11 protein-coding genes are annotated in these 12,919 nt (G+C 67.7%); 6 read left to right on the top strand and 5 right to left on the bottom strand.

The annotated features are described in order from the left end of the window. Window positions 1–21 precede the first annotated feature (21 nt). The 3 genes from Q8Z05_RS11155 to Q8Z05_RS11145 form a co-directional block, all read right to left on the bottom strand. Window positions 22–1,428, bottom strand: a complete 1,407-nt coding sequence (locus tag Q8Z05_RS11155) for an MFS transporter (RefSeq protein ID WP_305939718.1) — start codon at window positions 1,426–1,428, stop codon at window positions 22–24. Between the two features lie 386 nt (window positions 1,429–1,814). Then, window positions 1,815–2,732, bottom strand: a complete 918-nt coding sequence (locus tag Q8Z05_RS11150; RefSeq protein ID WP_305939717.1) for a LysR family transcriptional regulator — start codon at window positions 2,730–2,732, stop codon at window positions 1,815–1,817. A 77-nt stretch (window positions 2,733–2,809) separates the two neighbouring features. Further along, window positions 2,810–4,495 carry a PucR family transcriptional regulator gene (locus tag Q8Z05_RS11145; protein WP_305939716.1) on the bottom strand — a complete coding sequence of 562 codons (1,686 nt, stop codon included), beginning with the start codon at window positions 4,493–4,495 and terminating at the stop codon, window positions 2,810–2,812. A 121-nt stretch (window positions 4,496–4,616) separates the two neighbouring features. On the opposite strand from Q8Z05_RS11145, the gene Q8Z05_RS11140 reads away from it, so the two are divergent. Together Q8Z05_RS11140 and Q8Z05_RS11135 are read left to right on the top strand one after the other, a co-directional pair. After that, complete coding sequence (locus tag Q8Z05_RS11140; protein WP_305939715.1) at window positions 4,617–6,104, top strand: CoA-acylating methylmalonate-semialdehyde dehydrogenase; 1,488 nt, start codon at window positions 4,617–4,619, stop codon at window positions 6,102–6,104. A 26-nt stretch (window positions 6,105–6,130) separates the two neighbouring features. Then, window positions 6,131–7,504 carry an aspartate aminotransferase family protein gene (locus Q8Z05_RS11135; RefSeq protein WP_305939714.1) on the top strand — a complete coding sequence of 458 codons (1,374 nt, stop codon included), beginning with the start codon at window positions 6,131–6,133 and terminating at the stop codon, window positions 7,502–7,504. A gap of 128 nt (window positions 7,505–7,632) precedes the next feature. Here Q8Z05_RS11135 and Q8Z05_RS11130 read toward each other — a convergent pair whose 3' ends face one another. Then, window positions 7,633–7,971 (bottom strand): hypothetical protein, encoded by a 339-nt coding sequence (locus Q8Z05_RS11130; protein ID WP_305939713.1) that lies wholly within the window; start codon window positions 7,969–7,971, stop codon window positions 7,633–7,635. Between the two features lie 458 nt (window positions 7,972–8,429). On the opposite strand from Q8Z05_RS11130, the gene Q8Z05_RS11125 reads away from it, so the two are divergent. The 3 genes from Q8Z05_RS11125 (at window position 8,430) to Q8Z05_RS11115 (ending at window position 10,748) form a co-directional block, all read left to right on the top strand. Beyond that, window positions 8,430–9,095 carry a hypothetical protein gene (locus tag Q8Z05_RS11125; RefSeq protein ID WP_305939712.1) on the top strand — a complete coding sequence of 222 codons (666 nt, stop codon included), beginning with the start codon at window positions 8,430–8,432 and terminating at the stop codon, window positions 9,093–9,095. A 140-nt stretch (window positions 9,096–9,235) separates the two neighbouring features. Further along, a complete protein-coding gene (locus Q8Z05_RS11120; RefSeq protein ID WP_305939711.1) occupies window positions 9,236–10,015 on the top strand; it encodes a YcnI family copper-binding membrane protein in 780 nt (259 codons plus the stop codon). Window positions 10,016–10,115: 100 nt separating this feature from the next. Next, the gene (locus Q8Z05_RS11115) at window positions 10,116–10,748 is read left to right on the top strand and encodes a DUF4232 domain-containing protein (RefSeq protein ID WP_305939710.1); all 633 of its coding nucleotides are present in this window, start codon (window positions 10,116–10,118) and stop codon (window positions 10,746–10,748) included. A gap of 21 nt (window positions 10,749–10,769) precedes the next feature. Here Q8Z05_RS11115 and Q8Z05_RS11110 read toward each other — a convergent pair whose 3' ends face one another. Next, complete coding sequence (locus tag Q8Z05_RS11110) at window positions 10,770–11,240, bottom strand: DUF4383 domain-containing protein (protein ID WP_305939709.1); 471 nt, start codon at window positions 11,238–11,240, stop codon at window positions 10,770–10,772. A gap of 141 nt (window positions 11,241–11,381) precedes the next feature. Between Q8Z05_RS11110 and Q8Z05_RS11105 the strand changes: the two genes are divergently transcribed. Then, entirely contained in the window at window positions 11,382–12,884 is a 1,503-nt protein-coding gene (locus tag Q8Z05_RS11105; protein ID WP_305939708.1) for an FAD-dependent oxidoreductase, read from the top strand. Window positions 12,885–12,919 lie beyond the last annotated feature (35 nt).

Below are 12,919 nucleotides of genomic sequence, written 5' to 3'. Positions count from 1 at the left end.
TGTGAAGAGGGCGGGTGGGGCTTAGCCCATGCGTCCGCGGGTTTCGGGCACCTTGGTGAACAGCACCAGGAGGAGTACGACGACGGCTGCGGCCGCCATGTAGAAGCCCGGCGCGTGCGGCACTCCGGTTCCTCCGACGAGGGCGGTGCCGATGAACGGTGCGGTGCCGCCGAAGAGGGCGTAGGCGCCGTTGTAGCTGATGGCTGCCGAGGTAAAGCGGGTGCGGGTGGTGAAGATCTCGACGAAGAAGGTGTAGCAACCGCCGCCGTAGATGCAGAGCGCCACCACGAACAGGGACTGTCCCAGCAGGGCCAGGGGCAGGCTGCCGCTGGTCACCAGCATGAAGCTCGGCACGGACAGAATGGCGAGGGCGAGGGAGCCGACGATGAGCATCGGCTTGCGGCCGAAGCGGTCCCCGAGGCGGCCGCCGATCGGAAGGAGGATGGCGTAGAGGGCCAGTGCTGCGGCGTTCACCATGAGCGATTGTTCGCGGCTGAGGTGGCCGGTGGTCTGCACGTAGGAGACGAAGTAGGCCGAGAGGAAGTAGAAGCCCATGGCTGTCAGGCCCATCACAAAGATGACCTGGACCATGCGGAGGCGGTTCTCGCGGAAGGCCTCGCGGACAGGGCTGAATTCCTTGGTCCGTGCTGCCTTCGCTTCGTTGAACGAGTCGCTTTCCACCGTGCGGCTGCGGATCCAGACGCCGAAGAGTGCCAGCGGCAGCGCGAGGAGGAACGGCAGGCGCCAGCCCCACGCCATGAAAGCTTCGTTGGGCATCGACTGGCTGAGGACCAGGATCATGGTGCCGGCAACCACGGAGGGCAGCGCGGTGGCGGCGATGGTGATGTTGAGCCAGAATCCGCGCTTGTTGACCGGGGCGTGCTCGAAGACGAAGGACGGCGCACCCACGGATTCGCCACCGGCGGAGAAGCCCTGGACGAGGCGGCAGAGCACCAGCAGGGCAGGAGCCCAGGCGCCGATCTGGCCGTAGGTGGGCAGGAGTCCCATCAGGGCGGTGGCGCCGCCGATGGCAACCAGGGTAATGGTCAGGACGCGGCGGCGGCCGATCCTGTCGCCGAGGGCGCCGAAGAACAGGCCGCCGATGGGCCGGACCACGAAGGCGACGCCGAACGTGGCGAAGGTGGCCAGCAGGGCAGCGACGGGGTTGCTGCCGGGGAAGAACAGCTGCGAGAAAATCACGGCGGTAAGGCCGTAGAGGGTGAAGTCGTAGAACTCGATGAACTGGCCGATGCTTCCGCCCAGCAGAACGCGCTTCTGCATCTTGGTGGTGCCTGGCTGCCCGGTTCCGAGGCGGGCGGTGTCCTTCTCGAGGGTTGCAGTGCCGGGGCCGGCGGGGCCCACAGAGGATGTGTTGGGGCCCGGCTCCGCGGCCGGCTGCGGCTGGTTCTTGATGTCGTTGATGGTCATGAGAGCCACGCTAGGTTCGCCGTGTTTCCGGTACCCGATGCCGCGTTACGGGAGTTTGAAGAATTTTCCGCGGACATTGCCGCACTGTTGCTGCGATACACCGGTCCGGACATGCTTCGGACACATTGTGTGTGATTCGGAACCATTGAATCTCCTTTGATCAACATGGTCAGCTCGCTTTGGGGTTTCGGCCAAAGCCGTGTTTGCGGGGTTTTCGCCGCTGGGGGATCCCCGGATCCACCCGGTTGCATCAACTGTGTGTGATCCCGTTCACATCTGTCCAATTGATTGTTTTTGGGAGATCGATCGATTTTGCCAATGCCAAAGCCACGGGATGAAGCCGCGAGATATAGCCGCGCGAAGGCGGCGTATCCGGCCATGCAGGGTCAGTTGCGGGACGCCCCATAGAGCCTGAGGCAGGTTTCCTCGAAAGCCAGCGCCCGCCGGGTTGGCTGCACTCCCTCGGGGCGGACCAGCATCACCTCGATGGGCGGGAAATTATCCGTCAGCGTCAACGCCACCACCTTGCCCCCGGAATAGGTCATATCGCTGTGGAGCCGCTGATTCAGCAATGCGTATCCGTGCCCCTTTGCCACAAATGACCGGACGGTCTCATACCCGGCAAAGCGGTGGCGGACGTTTGGCACCACGCCTGCAATGACATAGAGCTGCTCGAAGTACTCCCGGCTGTGCGGCAGGTCCAACACCACGGAGGGTTCGCCGTCGAGTTCCTTGAGTGAAATGGTCTTCTCGGGCCGCGCCGCGGCAGGATGCTCGGCATGGACCAGCACGTGCGGCGGAACGCGTTCCAGCACCTGGTGCGTGAAGCCGCGCCCCAGGCCGAGGCCGTAGGTCAGTGCCACGTCGCAGTGGCCTTCAAGCAGGGCCGTCTGCAGGCTGGCCAGGTCGGCTTCCAGGAAGGACACTTCAACGCCCGGGTGCTGCACCTCGAACGTCTGGAGGATCGCGGGCAGCCTGAAGGGCGCCAGCGGGGCAAACACGCCGACCTTGAGCTCACCCACCAGGCTGGCAGCCAGGCCGCGGGCGGATTCGTAGAGCGAATCCGCGTTCTCCAGCAGCACCTTGATGTCCTGGGCAAGCTGCCGGCCGGTCGGCGTGAGCCGCAGCCCCTTGGTCCGCAGGCGCACGAACAGCTGGGTGGACAGGCTCGCTTCAAGCTGGGCCATGGCCGTGGACAGGGTGGACTGGGTCACCAGCAACCGGTCCGCGGCCGCCGTCATGTTTTCGAGCTCCGCTACCACCGCAAAATACCGCAGCTGGGTCAGGGTAAAGGGCTTAGCCATCCGTCAAGGTTCGCATTCTGCGGCACGCGCCGCGTTCGGGGTCGGGAAGTGTCGGGAGTGGTCGGGTGGCGCCGGGATCACGGCATCCGGAGCCGGTGCAGCAGGAGGGCGACGTGCAGCGAGGTCCGGGATTCGGCGTCATCAAGGTCCACAGCCAGGAGCTCCTCCAGCCGGGCAAGCCGGGCATACAACGTGGGTCTGCTCAGGTAGCCGCTCCGTGCGAGTGCTGCCTTGTTTCCGCCGGATTCGAGGTATTGGCCCAGCAGGTCCAGGTGCCCGGCGCTCCCCCGGGCCTCGGCCTGCAGCAGGCTTTCCAGTTCGGACTCCACGAACTGCTGGACGCGCGGATCATTGCGCAGGAGGGCCAGCAGCCCCCGCAGCCGGACGTCGGTGGCCCGGTAGAACGGTTTAGTGCCCCGCAGCGTCGCCGCCGTTTCGGCGACGTGGGCAGCCTCATCAATACCCGCCGCTGCCTCCAGCAGGGACGTCCGCAGGCGTCCGACGCCGATGGTCCAGGGCGGTGCCGCTGCCCCCCGCCGGCGGGCGCCGTCGTCGTCTGCTGCTTGCGGACCACCGTCACGCGCCTGCACCGCCAGCGCGTCCGCCAGCCGCTGCAGGGTGGCGTCCTCAAGCTGCTTCGCCGGGAGGGCGAGGATCATGCCCACCGACCCGGACTGGATGCTGGCGGTCAGCGCGCTGCCCGCCGTGGACTTGACCACCTTGGACAGTAATTCCAGGAGGGCGCGTTCCTCCTGCTGGCCGGCGAGCGGATCGCGGGACGGTGCGGCATCGGATGTTGCTGCAGCCGGCGCGGACGCGCCCATGCGGTAGACGATCGGCACATAGAGCGGCGAACGTTTCAGCCCCAGGGCGCCGGCGCGCGCCAGGGCTTCCGCTTCGCTGAGCCCCCGCGGGTGCCGCAGCGCGTTGAGCAGCCCGGCCTGGGCCTGCTGGCCGAGCTCCCGCCGGTCCCGTTCGGCGAGCCGGTTGATGGCGAGGGTCTGTGCCGCGCGCTCAAGCACCATGGCCGCGGTCTCCTCGTCGTCCGGGGTTACCGGAAGGACCAGCCGTCCCCACAGCTGCTCCCGGACACCCACCGGAACCTGCAGCCAGTTCTCCGGCCCGGTGCGCACCGTTCTCCCAGACGAGGGCGTGGTCCGGGAACGGCGCTCCCAGTCATGCAGCAGCTCTGTGGTGGCAAGGCCCTGCGCCGAATAGGCGAGGACCAGGTGGGACAGGTCCTCCAGCACCACCGGCGCTCCGATCATCCCGGCAGCCTGCTCCACCACCCGCTCCGTGCCTGCGCTCTCCAGGCTGAGGACCGTGAACGCCTCGTGGACATCGCGGGCGCGTTCCACGCGTTCGAGCTGCTCCGCCACGATCATCCGGTGCACCACCTCGGTGACCTCGACAAAGCGCACCCGCCGCTGCACCACGGTCACGGGCAGCGTGCATGACTTCGCCGCCGCCTGCAGCGCCGCCAGGCTGCGGCCCCGCTCCCCCACCAGTTCCACGATCAGCCCGGCGGCCGAGGACTCCTCCAGGGAACGGATGAACGACGCCGTGGCGTCCGGCTCCTTCTCCAGCTCCAGTCCGGTGGTAAGCACCAGTTCACCGCCGGAGAGGAGGCTGGAAATGTCCAGCAACTCGCTGACGTGGACCCAGCGCACCGGTGCATCGAGGCCGGCTGCGCCGCCGAGGATCTGCGGCGAGGCAGCGCGAAGCACGGGGAGGCCCAGAATCGTGCGGAGGGTTGGCAGCATTTACATAGTGTAACGGCGGTCACGTTTTCCTTTACACATCGCCCCTTATGGCGGCCGTCGGCCGGCGACAGACTGGACGCAACGCATGAAGCGACCACAAGCCACCACCTGAGGAGATTCCTTGAACATCGTCGAGCACTGGATCAACGGCAGCTACGTCCCGGTCGGCGAGCGCACCGCGCCCGTCACCAACCCGGCCACCGGAAAAGTCACCGCGCAGGTGGCACTGGCCAGCACCGAGGACAGCAACGCCGCCATCGCCGCCGCGAAAGCCGCCTTCCCGGCCTGGCGCGACACGTCCCTCGCCCGCCGCACGCAGGTCCTCTTCGCGTTCCGGGAGCTGCTCAACTCCCGCAAGGACGAGCTGGCCGCGATTATCACTTCGGAACACGGGAAGGTCCTCGACGATGCCCTGGGCGAAGTGACCCGAGGCCAGGAAGTGGTCGAGTTCGCCTGCGGCATCCCGCACCTGCTCAAGGGCAGCTACACGGAAAACGCCTCCACGAAGGTGGATGTCCACTCCGTCCGGCAGGCCCTCGGCCCGGTGGCCATCATCAGCCCGTTCAACTTCCCGGCCATGGTCCCCATGTGGTTCTTCCCCCTCGCCATCGCCGCCGGCAACACCGTCATCATCAAGCCGAGCGAAAAGGACCCGACGGCCGTCAACTGGATGGCCGAACTGTGGAAGGAAGCCGGGCTGCCGGACGGCGTCTTCAACGTCCTACACGGCGACAAGGTGGCCGTGGACGCCCTCCTCACCCACCCTGACGTGAAGGCCGTTTCCTTCGTCGGTTCCACGCCGATCGCCAAGTACGTCTACCAGACAGCCACTGCCCACGGTAAGCGGGTCCAGGCCCTCGGCGGCGCCAAGAACCACATGATCGTGCTGCCCGACGCCGACCTGGACCTCGCGGCGGACGCTGCGGTCAACGCCGGCTTCGGTTCCGCCGGCGAGCGCTGCATGGCGATCTCGGCGCTTCTTGCCGTGGGCGACATCGCGGACGACCTCGTGGCCAAGATTGCCCAGCGCGCCAATTCGCTGCGCACCGGCGACGGCCTGCGCGGCTGTGACATGGGTCCGCTGGTCACTGCCCAGCACCGGGACAAGGTTGCCGGCTACGTGGATGCCGGCGAAGCGGCCGGCGCCACGATCGTCGTGGACGGCCGCACCATCTCCCCGGACGCCGAAGGCGAAGGCTTCTTCGTAGGTCCCACCCTCTTTGACAACGTCACCACTGACATGTCCATCTACCAGGACGAGATCTTCGGCCCGGTCCTTTCCGTGGTCCGGGTGGACACCTATGACCAGGCCCTCGAGCTGATCAACAGCAACCCGTACGGCAACGGCACCGCGATCTTCACGAACGACGGCGGCGCGGCCCGCCGCTTCGAGAACGAAGTGGAGGTGGGCATGGTGGGCATCAACGTCCCTGTCCCGGTCCCGATGGCCTACTACTCGTTCGGCGGCTGGAAGAACTCACTGTTCGGCGACACCCACGCCCACGGCACCGAGGGCGTCGGCTTCTTCACCCGCGGCAAGGCCGTCACGTCCCGCTGGCTCGATCCCAGCCACGGCGGCATCAACCTCGGCTTCCCGCAGAACGCCTGACCGGCGCTCCTTCGAAAGGAACAGTCATGACTTCCACGATTGAAAGCGGCGTCCTGCCCCTGTCCGATGATGCCGGGTCGGCCCGCCGCGCCTACAAACTGGACCGCAAGCACGTCTTCCACTCCTGGTCCGCCCAGGACCTCCTGGATCCGATGGTCATCACCGCGGCCGAGGGCTCGCACGTGTGGGACGGCGACGGCAACAAGTACCTCGACTTCTCCTCCCAACTGGTCAACACCAACATCGGGCACCAGCACCCCGCCGTCGTCGCCGCCATCGCGGCGCAGGCAGCAAAGCTGTGCACCATTGCCCCGAGCTACGCCAATGACGCCCGGTCCGAAGCGGCCCGGCTCATCGCCGAACGCACGCCCGGGGAACTGGACCGGATATTCTTCACCAACGGCGGCGCGGACGCCAACGAACACGCCGTCCGCATGGCCCGGCTCCACACCGGCCGCCACAAGGTCCTCTCCGCCTACCGCTCTTACCACGGCGGCACCCAGCTCGCTATCAACCTCACCGGCGACCCCCGCCGCTGGCCCAGCGACACCGCCAGCACGGGCACCGTCCACTTCTTCCCGCCCTACCTCTACCGCACGGCGTTCCACTCGACCACGCAAGAGGAGGAAAGCCAGCGCGCGCTGGAGCACCTCGAGCAGCTGATCAGCTTGGAGGGGCCCGCCACTATCGCGGCGCTGATCCTGGAATCCGTTCCAGGGACCGCCGGCATCTACATGCCGCCGCCCGGCTACCTGCAAGGCGTCCGGGATCTGTGCACAAAGTACGGCATTGTGTTCATCGCGGACGAGGTCATGGCCGGTTTCGGACGCACCGGCAAGTGGTTCGCGGTCGAGCACTTCGACGTCATTCCGGATCTGCTGACCTTCGCCAAAGGCGTCAACTCCGGCTACGTCCCGCTCGGCGGTGTGGCCATCAGCCCCGAAATCGCCGCGACCTTCGGGAAGCGCGCGTACCCCGGCGGCCTCACGTACTCCGGACACCCGCTGGCCACGGCAGCCGCCGTCGCCACGATCAACACCATGGAACGCGAGGGCATCGTGGAACATGCCGCGTTCCTGGGCGAAACCGTCATCGGTCCTGCACTGGCCGGCTTCGCCGAACGGCACCCCTCAGTGGGGGAGGTCCGGGGAACCGGCGTGTTCTGGGCCATCGAGCTCGTCAGGGACCGGAGCACGCGGGAGCCGCTGGCACCCTATGGCGGCTCCAGCCCGGTGATGAACGAGATCGTCGCGGCGTGCAAATCCAAGGGCCTGCTGCCGTTCGCCAACTTCAACCGGATCCACGTGGTCCCGCCGTGCAACACCAGCGTGCAGGACATCGAGGCCGGCCTGGCAATCCTCGACGACGTCCTGGACATCGCCGATCAGGCCATCGCCTGACCGCTCCCGCGGCAGCCGTCCGCTGGCCGGGCCCGGGTTCCGTTACCGACGGAAACCCGGGCCCGGCTGGTGACTGGCGTGCGCTAAACCGCCGGGCTAGGGTCCGTCCGGGTTAGGGAGCGTCCGGGTTAGGGAGCGTCCGGACGCTGGTCTCCCTTATGGCCGCGCAGGTTGTCCTGGACCTTCCCGAAGAGGTCCTTGATGGTGGACTCCGTGTTGGTGAGCATGTCCGGCTGGACGTAGACGTTCTGCGCCGGCGGCAGGCTGTAGTGCGACTGCAGGCCGGCCGTTCCGTCAACGCCGTCGAGTGCGATGGTCACTCCGCCTTCCTTGCGCGCAATCGCCCCGATCCGGCCGAACACCAGCGTGAATTCATCCGGCTGGAAGCTCACGGTGTGCCCGATGTGCGTCCTGTTGAGCTCGCTGGCCGCAACGGCTTTCTCATTACCCGTACCTGAATAGTCCATGGTCTTCTCCTGGGGATAGTGGCAGCGTACGCCAGCAGTCTAGGGCGGCCTCCGGGTGCCGCATAGGGGGAAGCTGGGCGCTTGCACAATCCTGTCCGTCTCCCCTCGGCCCTTCATCCATTGAGCGCTTTCACGCCCGGCGGCTTAGATGAACACTGTCGGCGTTGACTACCTACCGCCGGCACCGGGAATCAACCAGGCTTCAGGAACGGCAACGGGGACCATACGTGACTTCGCAGAATGAATTGGCGGCCAGCACTGCAGGCTGGGACCAGGATGGCTCCACCCATTGTGAGGATGACTGCCACTACTGCTCCGGGCCCGAAACGGACTAGCCGGACCGGCCCTGCTCCCCGGTTAGAATTACAGGGATCCGCCACCCCGCCTTAGGCCACCGACGCTTTGGCAGGGTCGCGCGGAACCAAGCCGGCAACGAACCGATCCCGAGGGAGGACTCCGTGCGCACCCATCACGCCCGGGCTCCTTTCCATTCCCTCCGCGCGGCCATGGTCGCCGCGATGATCGTGACGCTGGCAGCGGCAGCCCACGTCGTTGGCGGCGGCGAACTGCCGGCGCCCGGTATCATGGCTGCCGTCCTGGCGCTGACCGGCATGGCAGCGACTGCCGCCACCCGGCTCAAACTGAACTTCGCCGCCATGGCTGCGCTCCTGGGCACCGGCCAACTGGTCCTCCACGAGGCTTTCAGCGCCTTCAGCCCGCCCGCCGGACCGGGACAGCCCGTCGATGCCGGGCAGTACCCGGGGCACCACCCCGCCTTCGCCCCGCTGACAGGCGTGCCGTTCACCGGCGGCCCGCTGGACGGCGGAGGCAGCGCGGCCGTCCACCTGCACCTGTTCGATTCCGCCTGGGCCGCAGGCCTGATGTTGGCCGGACATGCCCTGGCCACCCTCTCGTGCGCCCTGTTGCTGGCCAAGGGCGAGGCAGCACTCTGGTCACTCGCCGCCTGGCTCCGGCCCCTCGCGCAACTCCCCGAAGTGGCAATGCCCGACGCCGTGGCGGCGCCTGCCGCCGCCGGCTGGCCGGCGGATTCCGCTCCCCTGCCCTGGCGCAACCTCAGGGCCGACTGCCTGCGCGGCCCGCCCGCCGCCGTCGTACTTTCCTGACACCTTCTCGGCCCCGCCCGAGCTGACCCGCCCTTGCCGGCATGCCTCCGCCCGGAGCCGGACACCACCCCCTTGTTTTGTGCACCGCCCCTGCGCGACGTGCACCCTTGAAAGGCCCTCCTTTGAAAAAGTCCTCACCCATGTCCTTCCGCCGCGCCATCTCCGCAACCGCGGTGGCCGGCGGCACCGCAGCCCTCATGCTCGCCGGCGTCACCGCCGCTTCCGCGCACGTGGGCGTCACCCCGGACAAAACCGACGCCAACGCCTACGCGCTGCTCACCTTCGGCATCCCGCATGGCTGCGACGATTACGGCACCACCAAAGTGACCATCACGCTGCCCGGGGAACTCAACGACGCCCAGCCCACGGTGAACCCGAACTGGACCGTGGAGAAGGTCGTGGAACAGCTGCCGGAACCGAAGAAGCTGGCGGACGGCGCAACCATCACCAAGCGGACCAGCCAGATCGTCTACACTGCCAAGGCACCGCTGAAGCCCGAACTCCGCGACGCCCTGGTGCTCTCCGTCAAGCTGCCCGACACCGCCGGCAAGACCCTCCATTTCCCCACCCTGCAAAACTGCGAGCAGGGGCAGACGGACTGGTCGGAGATCGCCAAGGACGGCCAGGACCCGCATTCCCTCAAGGCCCCGGCACCGTCGCTCACCGTCACGGCCGCAGCCGCTGACGGGCACGGCAGCCACGCGTCAACGACCGATACAGCAGCGGAAACCGCCGGCACTGCGCAGGCCTCCTCCGTTAACGGCTCCGTGTCCGACGACGGCGCACAGGCGCGAAGCTGGGCAGGCCTCGTGGCCGGCGTCGGCGGACTTGCCCTGGGCGGGGCCGCGCTGATGCGCAGCCGGAACCGGACGCCCGCCGAAGCCCCGGCTCCCGGCAACGCTTCGGATCCCCGGAAGTAGTGCTCCGGATTGATGCCCGGAAATTACAATCCGGGCATCAATCCGCGGCAGCGGTCGTGGCATCGTTGACTCAGGCAACCGCGGGCGTGAAGGTTGAGCCATGAGGTCTCAGCCAACTAAAAACGGATTTGCCATCACGACGGCGGTCGCGGCCGCCGCCCTCCTGCTCACCGCCTGCGGTCCCAGCCAGCCGCAGTCCCAGGGAACTCCCGGACCGGCCACACTTACCACCACCACAGCCGCCTCCTCCGCACCCGCCAGCCAGTCGCCAACCAGCGCGCCGCCGTCGTCGCAGTCCGCTGCGCCCGCCGGTCCGTCACGCTGCAAGGCCGCCAACCTGACGGTGTCGCAGGACGCCACCGGCGGGGGCGCCGCCGGCAGCGTCTATTCCCAGCTCATCCTCACCAACTCCGGCGCCGAACCCTGCCTGCTGCGCGGCTTCCCGGGCGTCTCGCTCACCGCGGACGCCAACGGTGAGCCCCTCGGCGCTCCGGCCCGGCAGGACGGCGCCTCGCCCGTCGCGGACGTGCTGCTTGCCCCCGGCCAGGCGGGAGCCGCGGACATGCGCTACACGCAGGCGGGCAACTACCCGGACTGCGCCACCGCGCAGGCCGCCGGCTACCGGGTGTACCCGCCGGAGGAGACCGCATCGCTGTTCCTCGCTGTGCCCCGCACGGCCTGCACCGACGACTCGATCGAGCTCCTGACCATTGGCGCGTTCCACACCCGCTAGGAACTCTGGACCGGTAGGCCCTTAGACCCGGGATTCCCGCAACTTGGCGGGCGCATCGCGGGAGAACGCCACACCGAACCCGATCATTGCCATGCCCAGAATGAGGTGAAGCCAGTTGTCTGCGCTGTTCACGGGGAGGATGTTCACGGGCGAGTCCTGCGCCAGGAACTGCCCGAGGGTCCACAGAACCATGTAGGAAACCCCGGCACCGATGAGGAAGTTCCGGGCGGACAACGGACGCCGTGACATAAGTACGCCGGCAACCCCGGACAGCAGGTGGATGAGGTTGTGCAGCACGGACACCTGGAAGACGCCGAGGAGCATCGCCTCTGATCCGTGGCCGGCGAATGCCAGCGAGCCGTAGTTCGCGGTGGCGCCCGGAATAAACCCCAGCAGTCCGAGAACGAACAGCGCCACCCCCACCAGGAGTGACGATTTCTGGACGTTCTTCCGAAAGCCGTATGCGGCGCTGGCGGCCTCGGTTGTTTTCATGGTGCCGCTCCTGTTCCCCGGTCACGCTGCTCATGACATGATAAGTCTACTTAGCAACTCCCTTGGTGTCCCGCCGCTGACTCCCGGAAACGGAGAGCGCGGGGCTGGGACCCGCGGGATCGGGGAAAGGCAGGCAGGACCATGACCTCGCTCTGGTTGGACCGCAACCACGCCTTCCACAGCGACCAGTTCACTCCCCACGGCACCTTCGACACCGTGGTGGCAGGGGCCGGATTGACCGGGCTGGTGGCTGCACTGCTCCTGGCCCGCTCCGGCCAGACCGTGCTGGTTGTCGAAGCCAGGAGCCCGGGCGCCGTGACAACCGGCAACACCACGGCGAAGGTCTCCCTCCTGCAGGGCACAGTGCTGCAGGCGCTGCGGCGGCAGTACTCGGAAAAAGTGGTGGCTGCCTACGTCGAGATGAACCGCGAGGGACAGGCCTGGCTGCTCCGGTACCTGGCAAACCGGGGCGTGCCGTTCCAGCACCGGGATGCCTATTCCTACGCCACCTCCCCGCAGGGAACCGAAGTACTCCGACGGGAGTTGGCCGCGGCACAGGCCACGGGGCTTGCTGCGGAGTACGTGCACGATCCCGGGCTGCCGTTTCCCGTCAAAGGTGCGATCCGCCTCGGCGGGCAGGCCCAGATCCATCCCCTGGAAGTCATCGATTCCCTGGTGGACGACGTCCGCTCGCACGGCGGCCGCATCGTTTCGGGGGTGCGGCTGATCGGGCTCCGGGGACCACAGGGCTCCGGACCCGTGGGGATCCAGACAGATCATGGGCCGGTGCGGGCACGGAACGTCGTACTGGCCACGGGCACACCGGTCCTGGACCGGGGCCTCTACTTCGCCAAGCTCAAGCCGCTGCGCTCCTATGCGGCGGCGTTCGAACTGCCCGGAACAACCGCCGTCCCGGACGGCATGTTCCTATCCGTTGAGCAGCCGGTCCGGTCCCTGCGCGACTACCCCGCCGACGGCCGGCGGCTGCTCCTGGTGGGCGGCAACGGGCACCCGGTGGGCAGGGCCAGATCAACACAGGCCTACCTCGACACCCTGATCGCCTGGACAACGGCACAATTCCCTGGGGCCAGCCTCACCCACTCGTGGTCCGCCCAGGACTACCAGGCCACCAACCTGATGCCGTTCTTCGGCAGGCTGCCTCGAGGGCGGGGGCGGGTCTATTTCGCCACCGGCTACAACAAGTGGGGCATGACCAACTCCGTGGCCGCCGCGCTGGATGTCACCGCTAATATCCTCGGCACGCGGCTTCCCTGGGCAGAGACCATCCACCACCGCGTCACCTCCCCTGCCGGAGCCGCGTCCGCCGCCTCACTCAATGCGGCTGTTGCGGCTACGGCGGCCAGGGACTGGGGACAGGTGGGGCTCAAGCGCATGGATGAGGCCCGGGAGCAACCCCCGGAAGGTGCGGGCATTGTGTCCCGCCGCGGCCGGAAGCCTGTGGCAGTGTCCACGGTGGACGGCGTCCGCTGCACACTGTCCGCCGTCTGCACCCACCTCGGCGGCATCGTGCGCTGGAACGACAGCGAAAAATCCTGGGACTGCCCGCTCCACGGCTCCCGCTTCAGCAGCGACGGGACGGTGCTGGAAGGGCCGGCCACGCGCGATCTGCGGCAGATTGACTGACCCGGCAGCGGCCCGGCATGAACCCGCCGGCAGCG

The organism is Arthrobacter oryzae (assembly GCF_030718995.1).
GTDB classification, from domain to species: domain Bacteria; phylum Actinomycetota; class Actinomycetes; order Actinomycetales; family Micrococcaceae; genus Arthrobacter; species Arthrobacter oryzae_C.
Note: the sequence above shows the minus strand (reverse complement) of the source record. Positions and strands in the feature narration are given on the sequence as shown.

Coding starts and splice junctions, on each gene's coding strand:
- Q8Z05_RS11110 (WP_305939709.1), bottom strand. CDS start 11,240: ATGAAAACAACCGAGGCCGCCAGCGCCGCATACGGCTTTCGGAAGAAC.
- Q8Z05_RS11155 (WP_305939718.1), bottom strand. CDS start 1,428: ATGACCATCAACGACATCAAGAACCAGCCGCAGCCGGCCGCGGAGCCG.
- Q8Z05_RS11130 (WP_305939713.1), bottom strand. CDS start 7,971: ATGGACTATTCAGGTACGGGTAATGAGAAAGCCGTTGCGGCCAGCGAG.
- Q8Z05_RS11135 (WP_305939714.1), top strand. CDS start 6,131: ATGACTTCCACGATTGAAAGCGGCGTCCTGCCCCTGTCCGATGATGCC.
- Q8Z05_RS11145 (WP_305939716.1), bottom strand. CDS start 4,495: ATGCTGCCAACCCTCCGCACGATTCTGGGCCTCCCCGTGCTTCGCGCT.
- Q8Z05_RS11150 (WP_305939717.1), bottom strand. CDS start 2,732: ATGGCTAAGCCCTTTACCCTGACCCAGCTGCGGTATTTTGCGGTGGTA.
- Q8Z05_RS11115 (WP_305939710.1), top strand. CDS start 10,116: ATGAGGTCTCAGCCAACTAAAAACGGATTTGCCATCACGACGGCGGTC.
- Q8Z05_RS11120 (WP_305939711.1), top strand. CDS start 9,236: ATGTCCTTCCGCCGCGCCATCTCCGCAACCGCGGTGGCCGGCGGCACC.
- Q8Z05_RS11105 (WP_305939708.1), top strand. CDS start 11,382: ATGACCTCGCTCTGGTTGGACCGCAACCACGCCTTCCACAGCGACCAG.